Below are 14,142 nucleotides of genomic sequence, written 5' to 3' on the forward strand. Positions count from 1 at the left end.
ATTAATTTAGTTTCAAATCCATTAAAATAGCAAATGTTTCATTCACATCTCTTTCTTTTACCACTATGGTCATTTCATGTGTCGTAGAAATTACTTCTTGTACCGCTATATTTGCCCAAGCAAATTGTTTTAAAATGAAATAATAAATACCTGATTGATCTAAATTACCTTTTGGAAGTTTTATAGTTATGGAAGCTAAATCGTTTACGTTATTAATTAATGCTTCTTTCTTAAAAATTTCTTCAACAAAAGGCTTTAAGTTTTTACTTGTAACAATATTGGTTTCAAAAATACCTTGAGAAACCGTTAAAAAGTAATCTTTACTATCAGCTGATTTACTTAAAATTTTAGCAATTTCTTTTAGTAATGATGTGGTATTTTTAAAAGTGAAATCGCACAAATCTGAACGTACAATTACATCTCCTAAATTCAATGCAAGTCGTTTAATATTTTTACGAACTCTCAATTCGTTTGCTGGAGATAACCTATTAATAGCCATCATAACTGCACCAACTTTTACTTCTTTTTTTAACAGTTTAGAAACTTCTGGTAAAATTTCTCTTGCTAACGATGATACATTAATTAACTTCTCATTTAAAGCCTCTTCTATAAAAGGAGTTTTTCTGATGGTAATTTCAACAGCTTCTTGAATTGTTTTCATGCTTGTTTAATTTTAAACTAAAAGTAACAAAAATACAATTAAAAGTGAATTTATACTATATTTTTAATTTGTAATATATTTAATTAAAAACTTTGTTAATCAGATTTTTAAACTAAATTTGTTACTATTGTATCTTGTATACAAGACCTATACACAACTCAATTTATTAGAAGCGATTGATGGGGCTTCTTAATTATATATTAAGAAGGATTATTTGTACAAATGCAAACAACTAATCTAATCTATTTGTTAACTTTAAAAACTCATCTTTCGCTTCTTTTTTGTCGTACAATACGTTATAAACAGCTTCGATTATTGGAGTTTTAGCTTTGTTTTTTTGATTGATTTTATAGGCACTTTTTGTTGCGTAATATCCTTCAGCAACCATACTCATTTCTAACATTGCAGATTTCACAGTGTACCCTTTACCTATCATGTTTCCAAACATTCTATTTCTACTAAATGTTGAATAGCCTGTAACTAATAAGTCACCTAAGTATGCTGAGTTATTAATATTACGCTTCATTTTGTGAATCTTTTTAATAAAGCGTTTCATTTCACGAATACCGTTACTCATTAATACCGCTTGAAAATTATCTCCATATCCTAAACCGTGAGCAATTCCAGCTGCTATGGCATAGATGTTTTTTAACATTGCTGCGTATTCGGTACCAATAATATCATCAGATATTTTAGTTTTAATATAGCGTCCTGCTATAGCTTTGCTAAGTTTTTTTGCTTTGTCTTCATCTTGACACGCCAATGTTAAATACGATAGGCGCTCCATTGCCACTTCTTCTGCATGACAGGGTCCTGATATCACTCCAATATTTTCGTATGGAATATTATATGATGTATGAAAATGTTCACCAACAATTAATCCTGATTCAGGAACTATTCCTTTGATAGCTGAAAAAATAATTTTTCCCTCTAAAGAAGCTGTTAGTTTTTCTAGCTCGGTGTTTAAAAAAGCAGATGGAATAGCAAAAATTAACACATCGTAATTTTCAATAATATAGTTTATATCTTCAGACAAATCTAATTGCTCTGGATGTAATTCTGCAGAACTTAAATAACTAGGATTATGCTTGTTACGTTTAATATGTTCAATAGCATATATGCTGCGCATATACCAACCAATAGTTTCTAAGTTTTCAGATAACATTTTAACAATAGCTGTTGCCCAACTTCCTCCTCCTAAAACGGCTATTCTAGTTTGATTGCTCATAAGTAGTATTTGTTTGTATTACAAAATTAAGAAATCTATAAACGACTCTCTAAACTTAAAGGTTATTATATTTGAAAATTGAAAATCAAGAATTATGAATGTACAAATCATAAACAAATCAAAACACCAAACTCCAACGTATGAAACCGAAGGTTCTGCAGGTATGGATTTGCGTGCAAATATAGATGCTGCTATTACTTTAAAACCTTTAAAGAGAGCTATTATAAAAACAGGTTTATTTATTGCTCTTCCTGTTGGATATGAAGCTCAAGTTCGACCACGTAGTGGACTTGCAGCTAAAAAAGGAATTACTGTATTAAACTCTCCTGGTACTGTTGATGCGGATTACCGTGGTGAAATTGGCGTTATTTTAGTCAACTTATCTAATGAAGAGTTTATTGTAAATGATGGTGAACGTATTGCGCAATTAGTTATTGCAAAACATGAACGTGTAAACTGGCAAGAAGTAGAAGTTTTAAACGAAACTGAACGTGGTGCCGGTGGTTTTGGAAGTACTGGAGTTTAAGTAATATTTTTATATACTTGACTCATTTTTCTAACTTCATCAAACAATAATTCAAAGTTTAAAAAACAATGTGAATGATGTTGGTACCCTAGTTTTTTATAGAATTCAAAAGCTTGCGGTTGCTCATCAATAGTATCTAACCATATTAATTCATATTGTTTTTTTCTAGCTTCCTCTTCTAACCAAGCTAATAATTGTTTACCAACACCTTTACCTTGAGTGCTTTTATGTAAATAAATTCGATGGAGTTTTAATGATTTTTTATTCTCAATCCCTGATAATTTTTCATCCCATAGAATTCTAAAAACCCCTATTATTTCTCCCTTGTAAAGAATAAAATAGTAGCTTGTTTTATCTTCCAGTAATTCTTTTTCTAAATTACTTTTAGAGAATTGAGTTTGCACATACCAACTACCTGCATCTTTCCAAAAATGACTGTATGCTGCTGGATATATTTCTTCCATTAAATTAAAAAGAGATGTTGAATCGGAACTCAACATTTCTTTTAATTGTATGCTTTTAGATACATTAATCATTGTCTTTTTAAATACAAAATTACTTATAAAAACAGTATAATTATTTACTAGTTTTAGATTTACACTAAATCTTCTTTTTATATAATTTTCAAAACAATTTGTTTATTTACTTTCATATATTTCTTTACCATTAAAAACCGTTAAAACTACTTTAGTTGTTTTAATTGTATTTGATGAAATTGTAAAAATATCTTGATTAAGAACAATAAAATCAGCTAGTTTTTCTGCCTTTATAGACCCTACTTTATCTTCTTGACGCATTACATATGCTCCGTTAACTGTATACGCTTTAATGGCCTCTTTTAACGATATATTTTGCGGTGCCCTTGTAACGGCATTCTGAATTCCTACAAACGGATTTAAAGTACTTACATTCCAATCACTACTCAATGTTATTCTAACTCCAGCTTCTTTTAATGATTTTATTGGAACTTGATTGTCAGATAATTCTGCACCTAGTAAATGATTGTTTTCATGCCAATATTGTGGTTGGGTGAAATCTCCAGCTACTTGAGCATCAGCTGTTATATTTAATTGTTTAAACCTAATTAAATCAGAATTATTTATCATTTCTACATGCGTTAATCGATGTCTTCCTTTTGAGGTTCCATTTTGTTCAATGGCATTTAAAGCTTCTGTTACCCCTCTATTTCCTATAGTATGAATGTGAAAATCAAATCAATTCTAGTTCTTCAATATACTTTGCAATCCTTTCTTGTGTAAAATAATTAAGTCCGTTATTTGTTTTTAATCCAAAAAAATCTTCTTTGTAGTTTGAATGTAACGCTGCTGTGGTATTATGTGTTATTCCGTCTGAATATAATTTTATCTGATTAATTTTTAACAGGCTATTTTCATCATTTGAAAACAATGATTTTAGCGATGCTAATTGTTCTTTATCATTTTCGGTTGGATATGCCCATAAACCTAAATTAAATCGAGCAGTTAATTTACCATCATTAGCTAAATTTTTCCAAGTTTCATGTTGTTTTCTTTTCCAGTAAGTTCTTGCATCAGAAACTGATGTTATACCGTATTTTGCTAATTCCGGTAGTACATAAGAAACCATTCCGTCATACTCACCATCTGTATCTTTTAATGATGCTACTGCTTGCTGAAAAACTACATCGCCAGCATTATCTATTAAAATTCCTAATAACTTCCCTCCTTCTTTCATAATAATTCCACCTTGAGGATTGCTTGTAGAATTCGTAATTCCTGCTAATTCTAAACCTTTAGAATTTATCCACATTGAGTGTGATGTTTGTTCCATAATAATTACAGGTCTGTCTGAAACAGCTTCATCTATAATTTCTAATGGATTTCTTTTTGCATTAAATAGTGTATTTATAGAATGCCCAAAACCAATTAACCACTCAACATTTGGATTGTCCTTTGAAGCTTTTTGGATGGTTGAAATATAATTTTCTGCATTAGTTTCTTCTTCATTTAACACAAAATCTGTGGTAGTAGATCCTACCTCCATAGGATGCATATGAACATCATGAAAACCTGGTAATACTAATTTTCCTTTTAAATCAATTTTCTTAGCATTTTTATTGGCTTTTAATTTTGCTTCTTTATTTGTTCCTACAAAGATTATTTTATTTCCTTCTAACAATAATGCTTGTGCTAAAGGATTATTTTCATCTACTGTATAGATTTTTGCGTTGTAATATAATTTTTGACTGCTTATTTCAGTGTTTTTATTTGTAATTGCTACATCACTTGAACAAGATTTCATTGTAAAAACTATACTGCATAAAATAGCTAATAACTTCATTTTCTTCATGTTTTGTTAGTGTTGTGAAATCGTCTTTTTTAAAGGTATATAAATTTCTGTTTCAAATTCACTTTCATTATTTGTATTTCCTTCATGTTTTATATATTTTTCAATAAATGGTTTTTCTGAAACTTCAAAATTTGTAGTAAATAACCACCTTGTAAAAATTTTGTCATACGTTTTAGAAATACTTTGATACGACCCAACATGTGTAAATACGGCATAACATTGTTCTGGAATAGTTTTTACCTTAAATTTTTTTTGAGGTATTTTTTCTGTAAAATTAACTTCAATACAAGCATCGTAATCATAGTTTATAGCTTCTGAAATACTAGGTTCGTCCCATATAATTCCAAAACATTCAGCTGTATTAATATTTATATTTTGTGCAGATGCTTCTTCTAAAAACTCATCCCAAATAGTAGTTAACTTTGTACTATTATAATCTCCTTTAAAAGTAGTATATAGTACTTTTTTTGTGGGTAAAACAGTAATTTTTTCTTCAAAAAAAGGCATAATTTCTATATTTATTTGATTCTTTTTTTGAAATAATTCTTCTTTTTTATTTCTATACTTTGCTGGCGAAATTCCGAAATGATTTTTAAATGATTTACTAAATGTTTGTACATCAGAATATCCTACTTCTTCAGCTATTAATTTAATTTCTGTAGAAGAGTACACTAACATTTTAGCACCGTTTTCTACCTTTATTCTTGTAACATAAGCTCCTATAGTTTCTTTATAGTATGCTTTAAATACCCTTTGAAGATTTCTGTATGAAAAGTTTGAAAACTCTTCAAGCTCTTTAATAGAAATTTTTTCATTGTATTTAGATCGTAAATAAGAAACAACTTGCTGTAACCGGTTTTTATAGAATTCTTTTGTTTCCACAATGCAAATTTATGCTAGGATTAGTGTTTTACTTTTGTCTTAAATTGACAACATTTAATTTACAAAAAAAAAGCTGTTGAAATATTTCAACAGCTTTTTAGTAATAGTTAGAACTTTTTAATTTAAATCTTAATCTTGGTTTTCAATAGCATCTTTTATTTTATTTTCTAACTCTTCCATTAGTTCCGGGTTGTCTTTAATAACACCTTTTACAGCATCTCTACCCTGACCTAATTTAGTATCTCCGTAGCTAAACCACGAACCACTTTTCTTTATAATTCCGTAATCTACACCAATATCTAATACTTCACCAACTTTTGATATTCCAGCTCCATACATAATATCAAACTCAGCCATTTGAAATGGTGGTGCTACTTTATTTTTTACAATCTTAACCTTGGTACTGTTACCAATTACCTTATCACCATCTTTAATTTGTGTTCTACGACGAATATCTAAACGAACCGATGCATAGAATTTTAAAGCGTTACCACCAGTAGTTGTTTCAGGGTTACCAAACATAACTCCAATCTTTTCACGTAACTGGTTAATGAAAAATACCGTACAGTTAGTTTTACTAATTGTTCCTGTTAATTTACGTAAGGCTTGTGACATTAAACGTGCATGAAGTCCCATTTTAGAATCCCCCATTTCACCTTCAATCTCAGATTTTGGTGTTAAAGCTGCAACCGAGTCAATTACCACAATATCAATAGCACCTGAACGAATTAAATTATCAGCAATTTCTAAAGCTTGTTCACCATGATCTGGTTGAGAAATAATTAAGTTATCAACATCAACGCCTAAACTTTCAGCATAAAAACGATCAAAAGCATGCTCTGCATCAATAAAAGCAGCAATTCCTCCTGCTTTTTGAGCTTCTGCAATGGCATGTATGGTTAATGTTGTTTTACCTGATGATTCTGGTCCATAAATTTCTATAATTCTTCCACGAGGATACCCTCCTACTCCTAAGGCTAAATCTAATCCTAAAGAACCTGACGATATTGCATCTACATCTTCTACTTGGCTATCTCCTAACTTCATTACGGTTCCTTTACCGTACGTTTTATCTAACTTATCTAGTGTAAGTTGAAGCGCTTTTAATTTCGCTTCTTTTTCTTTATCTGCTGCCATAAATCGTGCTAATTATTTTAAGTAATAAGAACGGCTAAGTTATGAAAAACTAGCTTTAATATCCTATCTTTTTATGTTACATTTTGTAATATTGTGCTTCTTAAAAAAAGAAAAGATGCCAACCCATCGTCACTTCATGATTTACAAACCATATGGTTTCTTATCGCAATTTATTACCAATCAAAAAAAAGGTGGTAGACATAAATTGTTAGGAGAACTATTTAATTTTCCTGAAGGAACTATGGCTGTCGGTAGATTAGATGTAAAATCAGAAGGATTATTATTATTAACTACCGATGGAAAAGTAAGTGATTTTATTACCACAAGAGGCAAGGTTGAAAAAGAGTATTATGTGCAAGTTGATGGAGCAATTACATTTGAAGCTGTTAAACAATTACAAAAAGGAGTAGAAATTGGATTTGATGGAAAAAAATACATGACTAAATCTTGTAAGGTTAAGATGATTGATACTCCTAATTTTCCTGAACGCTCTAAAAAAATTCGCGATGCTCGTCATGGTCCTACACCTTGGATATCAGTTACCTTAACGGAAGGAAAATTTAGACAAGTACGTAAAATGACTTCTGCAGTGGGATTTCCTACCCTACGTTTGGTACGAGTTCGCGTGGGTGATATTGCATTAGGTGAAATGGATTCTGGTGAAGTTAAAGAGGTTGAGGAATTGATTTAGTTTATTATTTTTACAGCTTTATAAAAAGCTATGAAAAAATATATAACCCTCTTTCTTTTCTTTTTTACTTTATTTTCTTATTCACAAAATACTTATGTACCCGATGATAATTTTGAACAAGAGTTAATAAACCTTGGATATGATTCTGGTCCTTTAGATGACTATGTGTTAACTAGTAATATTGAAACAATAAAAAAATTAGATATAGAAAATAAGAATATTAGTGATATGACTGGTATTCAAGATTTTGTTTCTTTAACATACTTGGATTGTTCTGATAATTTTTTTACCAATATTGATGTTAGTAAACTTATAAAAATAGAAACCTTGATTTGTGGTGCAAGTAATCTAAATACATTAGATATAAAAAATAATACTTTAATAAAATTTCTTTCTGTTAATGATTCAAAACTTTCTAGTATAAATGTTACTAAGAATATTAATTTAGAACACTTTGTTATTTATGGTAACAACCTTAGTGTGTTAGATATTTCAAATAATCTTAAATTAAGGTTTTTAAGTTGTTCAAGTAATAATCTTACCCAACTAAATACTTCTAACAATCCTGATTTATATTGGTTGGATATTTATTTTAATAAAATATCAAGTTTAGATTTGAGTAATAATTTAAAATTAGCAAGATTAGATTGTTTTAATAACTCTATTAAAGAATTAAATTTAATTAATAATAAAGAACTAACATTTTTAAACTGTAGATACAATCAATTAACTAATGTTGATATAAGAAACAATAACAACACTAATATTTTGTCAAATAGTTTTGATTTAAGATATAACCCCAACCTTACTTGTGTTTTAGTTGATAATGCTAACTACAGTACAGTAAACTGGACTCAAATAGACGATAATACGGTTTTTAAAGAAGATATAAACAAATGTAACCAAACTACATGTACTATTACAGTAAATACTTTAAATGATGTTATTACCTGTGATAATTACTCTTTACCTAATTTATCTAATGGTAAATATTATACACAAAGTGGAGGAAATGGAAATCAATTAAATTCGGGAGATATTATAACTTCATCACAAACAATTTTTATTTACAATGAAGATCCTAACAATCCTTCTTGTTTTAATGAATCCTCTTTTCAGATTACTATTAATAATTCACCTGATGTTGATATTTTAAATGATGTTTTTGCTTTTAATGAATTTACTTTACCTAATCTAACAAACGGAAATTATTATACTGAATCTGGAGGTAATGGAAATCAATTAATCTCTGGAGATATTATAAATAAATCTCAAACAATTTTTATTTATAATGCTAATCCAGCCAATTTAAATTGTAATAATGAAAGTAGTTTTACTATCACCATTGAACAAAAAGATATTACTATACCAAATTTCTTTACACCTAATAACGATGGAAATAATGATACTTGGGTTGTAAACGCTAATAACAATCTTATTAAAAATATTTATATTACTGATAGATTTGGTAAAATGGTAAGTAAGATTAAAGCAAATACTATTGGTTGGGATGGTTTATGCAATGGATTACCATTACCTAGTAATACATACTGGTATCAAATAATTTTTACTAATGGAGAAACTAAAAATGGAGCTTTTGCTTTAATTAGAAACTAGTTTCTAACCATTCTTATATGCGGAATTCCATCTTCCAAATATCCTTCACCTACTTGTTTAAAACCGTGAGATTCATAGAATTTCTGTAAATACGTTTGCGCAGAAATGGTAATAGTTGTTTCATTATAGTTATCAACAATAGCTTTGATAGAAGCTTTAATTAAATTATGTCCATAACCATATTTACGTTCGGTTTCCTTTATTACTAGCCTACCAATACTAGGTGTATCAAAATATTCACCACTGTTAAATAATCGTGTGTAGGCTATAATTTTACCTTCTTTTACACCTATAACATGTAAAGCTTTTTGATCTTTACCATCAACATCTTGATATACACAATCTTGTTCAACAACAAAAACTTCAGAACGTAATTGAAGTAATTCATACAGTTCTGAAGTTGTTAATTCTTGAAAATTTTTAACTTTAAATTCCATTAGCAATCACAAGCTATTTTATTTACTCTATTAGCATGACGACCACCTTCAAATTCGGTAGATAAGAATATTTTAACAAACCCTAAGGCTTGTTGTAACGATACAAAACGAGCAGGAATCGTTAAAATATTAGCATCGTTATGTTGACGTGTTAATTCAACTAATTCATTATTCCAACATAAAGCAGCTCTTACACCCTGATGTTTATTAGCTGTCATTTGCGCTCCGTTGCCACTTCCACATAAAATAATACCCATTTCAGCTTGACCAGTTTCAACAGCTTCAGCAGTAGGGTGAATGGTATCTGGATAATCCATACTATCGGTTTCATTTGTACCAAAGTTAATTACCTTATGTCCTAATTCTTCTAATAGGTTAACTATTTCAAATTTGTATTCGGTACCTGCGTGATCATTTCCTACAGCGATTGTCATAATTTGTTGATTTTAATTCAGTTGTGAGCTACAAAAATACAGTTATTCACGGTTATCAACAGTAATTAACAATGCTTTTTTTAGCATTCTTAATAACCTCTTTAAAATTAAGGGGTTAAACTGTATTACCAAATTGTTAAGAACTAGTAATAGATTCTGAAAAGAAAATTTGATTTTCTAGATATTTTTTACAATACAAGAACAAGAATTAATTATGCAACTTTTTTTTTGAGATTTTAATGAACATTTATCAACATAAAATTAACCCTTTCTTTACATTTAAAATGAAATTAACTATTCATAATTTTTAGTGAATTGCTGTTTATAACTTTTGTTAATAACTCCATTTTGTAGTTGATTTTTAAGATTTTATTCAACTAATAACTTGTTTATTTATTTTAATAAGTCACTTTACCAAAAATAAAATCTACTTTTTATGCTACATATTAACACACTATTATAACAATCATTTCTTTTTTTAAATTTTAAAAATCTTTTATATATATTATATAATATGTTAACAACAGTTTTTTTGAACTTTAAATAATTTACTTGTAATATGAGAGATTAAATAAATTAGAATCCTTTCTGTGTTTCTAGTAGGCAAATTGCAAAAAATAAGGTATTAATGCTACGTTTGTTGATAAGTGGTAATAAATGTAAAGAAGTGCTTTAAACGGCTTTTTTATAAGCTTTGATAAGGTTAAGAGTGTCTTTAGCTTTAACTACTTCAGAAGGAGTTTTTTTATTCAAAGTCGTATTAATACTTACTACAGTTACGATAATTCCTGTAATAAATATAAAAATAAACAGCGCTATTATTTTGCGTAAGTTTTTCATTTATAACGACTTTCTTATTATAAAGACGTATGAGTTTAAGAAACGTTACAATTTCTTTAAGTTTTTTTTAACTTTTTAAGGAACTACTATTCGAACAGCACTTTTAATAATACTAACTCTTACTTTTCCTTTACCTATTAACTCTCCATCTGCCTGAATATAAGGAAGATTCTTTCTGTTTTTTGGAGTTATTAACAATGATTTTGAAGTATATGTTTCTACTTTTTTATGCTGAAGAATTTTTCTGTTGTATAATTTTTTTATAGAAAAAAAAATCCAAAAAAGATAGATTTTTAGCTATTGTTATATCAAATAATCCATTATTAGAGTTTTTATAATCAGTTAATTGCATACCTCCAGCAGAATACTTACAAATACCAAACAAAGTCATTAAACACTTAGTTTTAATAGATTTTTTGTCAATGTCTACTTTAAAAGTAGTTTTTTTATAGAGTAATAAACCTGCTATTCCACTAACTAAATACGCTATAGGTCCAAATCTTTTCAATTTATTCAACTTATTAACAACATATCCGTCATAACCAATGCCTGCAACATTATTAAAGTAAGAAGTAATATCTGATAATTCCAAGTAACCGATGTCTTGAAAAATGGTTTTTTCCTGTTTAATTAAATTAATAGCTGCTTTTACATTTTTAGGAGTAGTATAGGTTTTAATCCAATCATTACCAGTACCTAAAGGTATTACAGCAACAGTTATTTCTTTTGAATTAATAGTATTTTGTGTCATAATTCCATTAATAATATGATGTAAAGTACCATCACCACCTACTGAAATTATTTTTTTATACCCTTTATTAATAGCTTGTTGAACAATTATTTTTTCATGATTTGAATACTCAGTTTTAACATATTCATAAGTAATATCATTTGCTTTTAATCCCTGCTGAATTTCAGACCAATATTTATTAAAATTACCATTACCAGCTGCAGGATTAACAATAACAAACCAAGAATTATTCATACAAATACTTTAAATAAAGAATGGAAAAGTACGAAATGAATTTATAACAGTTATTTAAATTACTAGCATTAATTTTATTTGTACTTTGGTTGAAAATTTAATAAGACGAAAGATTAATGACTAGAAAGAAAAAAATCTACAAAAAAAAGGGTAAAGTAATTAAAGATCTTACCCGAAACATTTTCAAAATACTTAACGAAGACAGTAATAAAAATTATAATTACAAGCAAATTGCTGCCAAATTGAAGGTTTCTGATACTGACGGTAAAAATCAGATTATTAAGAAACTAGCTGAATTAACAGCCAATCAAAAAATTAAAGAAGTTGACAGAGGTAAATATCAAATAAACGAAGATCGTAAGTATCATATTGGTACATTAGATGCTACTTCTAACGGTAATGCTTATTTTATTTGTGATGATTTTGAACACGATATTTTTGTTCCTTCCGTAAACTTAGGAAAAGGCTTACATAACGATACTGTTAAAGCCTATGTGTATAAAAAACGTAGAAGTAATAAACTTGAAGCTGATGTTGTTGAAATTATAGACAGAGCTAAAACAGAATTTGTTGGTGTTTTACAAATGAATAAAAACTTCGGATTTGTGATACCTGATAGCAATAAAATGTATGCCGATATTTTTATTTCACAAAGTAAACTTAATGGTGCAAAAGATGGTGATAAAGTAGTTGCTACAATGACTGATTGGCCTGAGAATTCTAAAAATCCGTTTGGAAAAATTACACAAGTTTTAGGAAGACCAGGAGACCATGACACTGAAATTCATTCTATTTTACTAGAGTACGGTTTACCGTACGAATTTCCTACAGAAGTAGAAAAAGAAGCCTCAGAATTACCGATAGAAATAACTAAAGAAGAAATTTCTAAACGTAGAGATATGCGTGGTGATTTAACTTTTACTATCGATCCTAAAGATGCAAAAGATTTTGATGACGCTTTATCATTTACCAAACTTGAAAATGGAAATTATGAAATAGGAATTCATATTGCAGATGTTTCTCATTACTTACAACCAAAGACAACTTTAGATGATGAAGCCTACGATCGTGCTACTTCAGTATATTTAGTTGACAGAGTGGTACCAATGCTACCAGAAATGTTAAGTAATGGAGTTTGTTCATTACGACCAAATGAAGAAAAATTGACTTTTTCTGCCGTATTTGAAATGAATGAGAAAGCACAAGTTATCAACCAATGGTTTGGAAGAACAGTTACTTATTCAGACAAGCGTTTTGCTTATGAGGAAGCACAAGCCATAATTGAAAACAAAAATAATATTATACCTGCTGATGTTTCTTTAACAGGTGAAGCCTATGAAGTTGACGAAAATATTGTTGAAGCTACATTAAAATTAGATGAATTAGCAAAAAAGATGCGTAAGAAACGTATGAAATCTGGAGCTATTTCTTTTGATAGAGTTGAAGTTAAATTCGAATTAGACGAAAATGCAAATCCTACTGGAGTTTTCTTTAAGGAAGCAAAAGATGCCAATAAACTAATCGAAGAATTTATGCTATTAGCAAATAAAAAAGTTGCTGAGTTCATAGGTTTTTCTGGTGGAAAACCAAGTAAGAAAACATTTGTGTATCGAGTACACGATGAACCAGATGTTGAAAAGTTAGCATCATTACAAAATATTGTTAGCAAGTTCGGATATAAAATAGATACAGAAAACCGCCAAAAAACATCAGATAGTTTAAATAAATTATTATCAGACGTTCATGGTAAAGGGGAAGCTAATATGGTAGAAACTTTAGCAATACGTTCTATGAGTAAAGCTGAATATACTACACAAAATATTGGTCACTACGGATTAGCATTTGATTATTATAGCCACTTTACCTCACCTATTCGTCGTTATCCTGACGTAATGACACATCGTTTATTACAGCATTATTTAGACGGAGGAAATTCACCAAAAGCAGAAATTTATGAAGAAAAGTGTAAGCATTCTTCAAAAATGGAAGAATTAGCTTCTAAAGCCGAAAGAGATTCTATTAAATACATGCAAGTAAAATACATGCAAGATCATAAAGATCAAGAGTTTGAAGGTGTAATTTCTGGGGTTACCGAATGGGGAATTTATGTTGAAATTAAATCTAATAAATGTGAAGGTATGGTTAGAATCAAAGATATTAAGGATGATTATTATATCTTTGACGAAAAACAATATGCTGTGATTGGACAATCGACTAAGAATATGATTCAACTAGGTGATGAAGTAGTAGTAAAAGTAAAACACACCGATTTGGAACGTAAACATCTTGATTTCAATTTGATTTCACACTAATTTGTACAGTTTAAACAATAAAAATTAAGATTTACCTTTATAGTATTGGTATAATTATTGGTTA

General features: G+C 28.9%; 16 protein-coding genes. 4 read left to right on the forward strand and 12 right to left on the reverse strand.

What is annotated here, in order from left to right; translation table 11 throughout:
• Position 1 precedes the first annotated feature (1 nt).
• Positions 2 to 661, reverse strand: coding sequence for a hypothetical protein (locus MK851_RS01500; protein ID WP_099214943.1), 660 nt, complete (start codon positions 659 to 661; stop codon positions 2 to 4).
• A gap of 232 nt (positions 662 to 893) precedes the next feature.
• Positions 894 to 1,889 carry an NAD(P)H-dependent glycerol-3-phosphate dehydrogenase gene (locus MK851_RS01505; RefSeq protein WP_303504894.1) on the reverse strand — a complete coding sequence of 332 codons (996 nt, stop codon included), beginning with the start codon at positions 1,887 to 1,889 and terminating at the stop codon, positions 894 to 896.
• A 94-nt stretch (positions 1,890 to 1,983) separates the two neighbouring features.
• Here MK851_RS01505 and dut point away from each other — a divergent pair, with 94 nt between their 5' ends.
• Positions 1,984 to 2,415: a dUTP diphosphatase gene (gene dut, locus MK851_RS01510; protein WP_303504896.1), complete on the forward strand. Its 432-nt coding sequence runs from the start codon at positions 1,984 to 1,986 to the stop codon at positions 2,413 to 2,415.
• On the opposite strand, the gene MK851_RS01515 is transcribed toward dut, so the two are convergent.
• The 5 genes from MK851_RS01515 to recA all read right to left on the reverse strand — a co-directional run bounded on the left by MK851_RS01515 (position 2,412) and on the right by recA (position 6,762).
• Positions 2,412 to 2,951, reverse strand: a complete 540-nt coding sequence (locus MK851_RS01515; protein ID WP_303504898.1) for a GNAT family N-acetyltransferase — start codon at positions 2,949 to 2,951, stop codon at positions 2,412 to 2,414. The genes dut and MK851_RS01515 overlap by 4 nt on opposite strands.
• 102 nt (positions 2,952 to 3,053) lie before the next feature.
• Positions 3,054 to 3,617, reverse strand: a complete 564-nt coding sequence (locus tag MK851_RS01520; protein WP_320241271.1) for an amidohydrolase family protein — start codon at positions 3,615 to 3,617, stop codon at positions 3,054 to 3,056.
• Between the two features lie 7 nt (positions 3,618 to 3,624).
• On the reverse strand, positions 3,625 to 4,734 hold the full coding sequence (locus tag MK851_RS01525) for an amidohydrolase (RefSeq protein WP_320240836.1): 1,110 nt from the start codon (positions 4,732 to 4,734) through the stop codon (positions 3,625 to 3,627).
• A 15-nt stretch (positions 4,735 to 4,749) separates the two neighbouring features.
• On the reverse strand, positions 4,750 to 5,625 hold the full coding sequence (locus tag MK851_RS01530) for an AraC family transcriptional regulator (protein ID WP_303504902.1): 876 nt from the start codon (positions 5,623 to 5,625) through the stop codon (positions 4,750 to 4,752).
• A 129-nt stretch (positions 5,626 to 5,754) separates the two neighbouring features.
• Positions 5,755 to 6,762, reverse strand: a complete 1,008-nt coding sequence (recA, locus tag MK851_RS01535; RefSeq protein ID WP_303504904.1) for a recombinase RecA — start codon at positions 6,760 to 6,762, stop codon at positions 5,755 to 5,757.
• A gap of 115 nt (positions 6,763 to 6,877) precedes the next feature.
• Here recA and MK851_RS01540 point away from each other — a divergent pair, with 115 nt between their 5' ends.
• Both MK851_RS01540 and MK851_RS01545 read left to right on the forward strand, forming a co-directional pair.
• Positions 6,878 to 7,453 carry a pseudouridine synthase gene (locus MK851_RS01540; protein ID WP_320240839.1) on the forward strand — a complete coding sequence of 192 codons (576 nt, stop codon included), beginning with the start codon at positions 6,878 to 6,880 and terminating at the stop codon, positions 7,451 to 7,453.
• A 30-nt stretch (positions 7,454 to 7,483) separates the two neighbouring features.
• Positions 7,484 to 9,070: a T9SS type B sorting domain-containing protein gene (locus MK851_RS01545; protein ID WP_320240841.1), complete on the forward strand. Its 1,587-nt coding sequence runs from the start codon at positions 7,484 to 7,486 to the stop codon at positions 9,068 to 9,070.
• Here the strand turns inward: MK851_RS01545 and MK851_RS01550 are convergent.
• From MK851_RS01550 to MK851_RS01570, 5 genes are all read right to left on the reverse strand, one after another.
• Complete coding sequence (locus MK851_RS01550; RefSeq protein WP_320240843.1) at positions 9,067 to 9,507, reverse strand: GNAT family N-acetyltransferase; 441 nt, start codon at positions 9,505 to 9,507, stop codon at positions 9,067 to 9,069. The two genes, MK851_RS01545 and MK851_RS01550, sit on opposite strands and share 4 nt — an antisense overlap.
• Positions 9,507 to 9,941, reverse strand: a complete 435-nt coding sequence (rpiB, locus tag MK851_RS01555; protein ID WP_303504910.1) for a ribose 5-phosphate isomerase B — start codon at positions 9,939 to 9,941, stop codon at positions 9,507 to 9,509. The genes MK851_RS01550 and rpiB overlap by 1 nt, the downstream gene beginning before the upstream one ends.
• Before the next feature lie 672 nt (positions 9,942 to 10,613).
• Entirely contained in the window at positions 10,614 to 10,781 is a 168-nt protein-coding gene (locus tag MK851_RS01560; protein ID WP_170136987.1) for a hypothetical protein, read from the reverse strand.
• Positions 10,782 to 10,856: 75 nt separating this feature from the next.
• Positions 10,857 to 10,979, reverse strand: coding sequence for a hypothetical protein (locus tag MK851_RS01565; RefSeq protein ID WP_320240848.1), 123 nt, complete (start codon positions 10,977 to 10,979; stop codon positions 10,857 to 10,859).
• Between the two features lie 28 nt (positions 10,980 to 11,007).
• Positions 11,008 to 11,766 (reverse strand): diacylglycerol kinase family lipid kinase, encoded by a 759-nt coding sequence (locus MK851_RS01570; protein ID WP_320240850.1) that lies wholly within the window; start codon positions 11,764 to 11,766, stop codon positions 11,008 to 11,010.
• A 116-nt stretch (positions 11,767 to 11,882) separates the two neighbouring features.
• Between MK851_RS01570 and rnr the strand changes: the two genes are divergently transcribed.
• Positions 11,883 to 14,078 (forward strand): ribonuclease R, encoded by a 2,196-nt coding sequence (rnr, locus tag MK851_RS01575; protein ID WP_320240852.1) that lies wholly within the window; start codon positions 11,883 to 11,885, stop codon positions 14,076 to 14,078.
• The last annotated feature ends 64 nt before the right edge of the window (positions 14,079 to 14,142 follow it).

Source organism: Tenacibaculum sp. 1B UA (assembly GCF_033978845.1).
GTDB lineage: Bacteria > Bacteroidota > Bacteroidia > Flavobacteriales > Flavobacteriaceae > Polaribacter.

Coding starts and splice junctions, on each gene's coding strand:
- MK851_RS01500 (WP_099214943.1), bottom strand. CDS start 661: ATGAAAACAATTCAAGAAGCTGTTGAAATTACCATCAGAAAAACTCCT.
- MK851_RS01505 (WP_303504894.1), bottom strand. CDS start 1,889: ATGAGCAATCAAACTAGAATAGCCGTTTTAGGAGGAGGAAGTTGGGCA.
- dut (WP_303504896.1), top strand. CDS start 1,984: ATGAATGTACAAATCATAAACAAATCAAAACACCAAACTCCAACGTAT.
- MK851_RS01515 (WP_303504898.1), bottom strand. CDS start 2,951: ATGATTAATGTATCTAAAAGCATACAATTAAAAGAAATGTTGAGTTCC.
- MK851_RS01525 (WP_320240836.1), bottom strand. CDS start 4,734: ATGAAGTTATTAGCTATTTTATGCAGTATAGTTTTTACAATGAAATCT.
- recA (WP_303504904.1), bottom strand. CDS start 6,762: ATGGCAGCAGATAAAGAAAAAGAAGCGAAATTAAAAGCGCTTCAACTT.
- MK851_RS01540 (WP_320240839.1), top strand. CDS start 6,878: ATGCCAACCCATCGTCACTTCATGATTTACAAACCATATGGTTTCTTA.
- MK851_RS01545 (WP_320240841.1), top strand. CDS start 7,484: ATGAAAAAATATATAACCCTCTTTCTTTTCTTTTTTACTTTATTTTCT.
- MK851_RS01550 (WP_320240843.1), bottom strand. CDS start 9,507: ATGGAATTTAAAGTTAAAAATTTTCAAGAATTAACAACTTCAGAACTG.
- rpiB (WP_303504910.1), bottom strand. CDS start 9,941: ATGACAATCGCTGTAGGAAATGATCACGCAGGTACCGAATACAAATTT.
- MK851_RS01560 (WP_170136987.1), bottom strand. CDS start 10,781: ATGAAAAACTTACGCAAAATAATAGCGCTGTTTATTTTTATATTTATT.
- MK851_RS01570 (WP_320240850.1), bottom strand. CDS start 11,766: ATGAATAATTCTTGGTTTGTTATTGTTAATCCTGCAGCTGGTAATGGT.
- rnr (WP_320240852.1), top strand. CDS start 11,883: ATGACTAGAAAGAAAAAAATCTACAAAAAAAAGGGTAAAGTAATTAAA.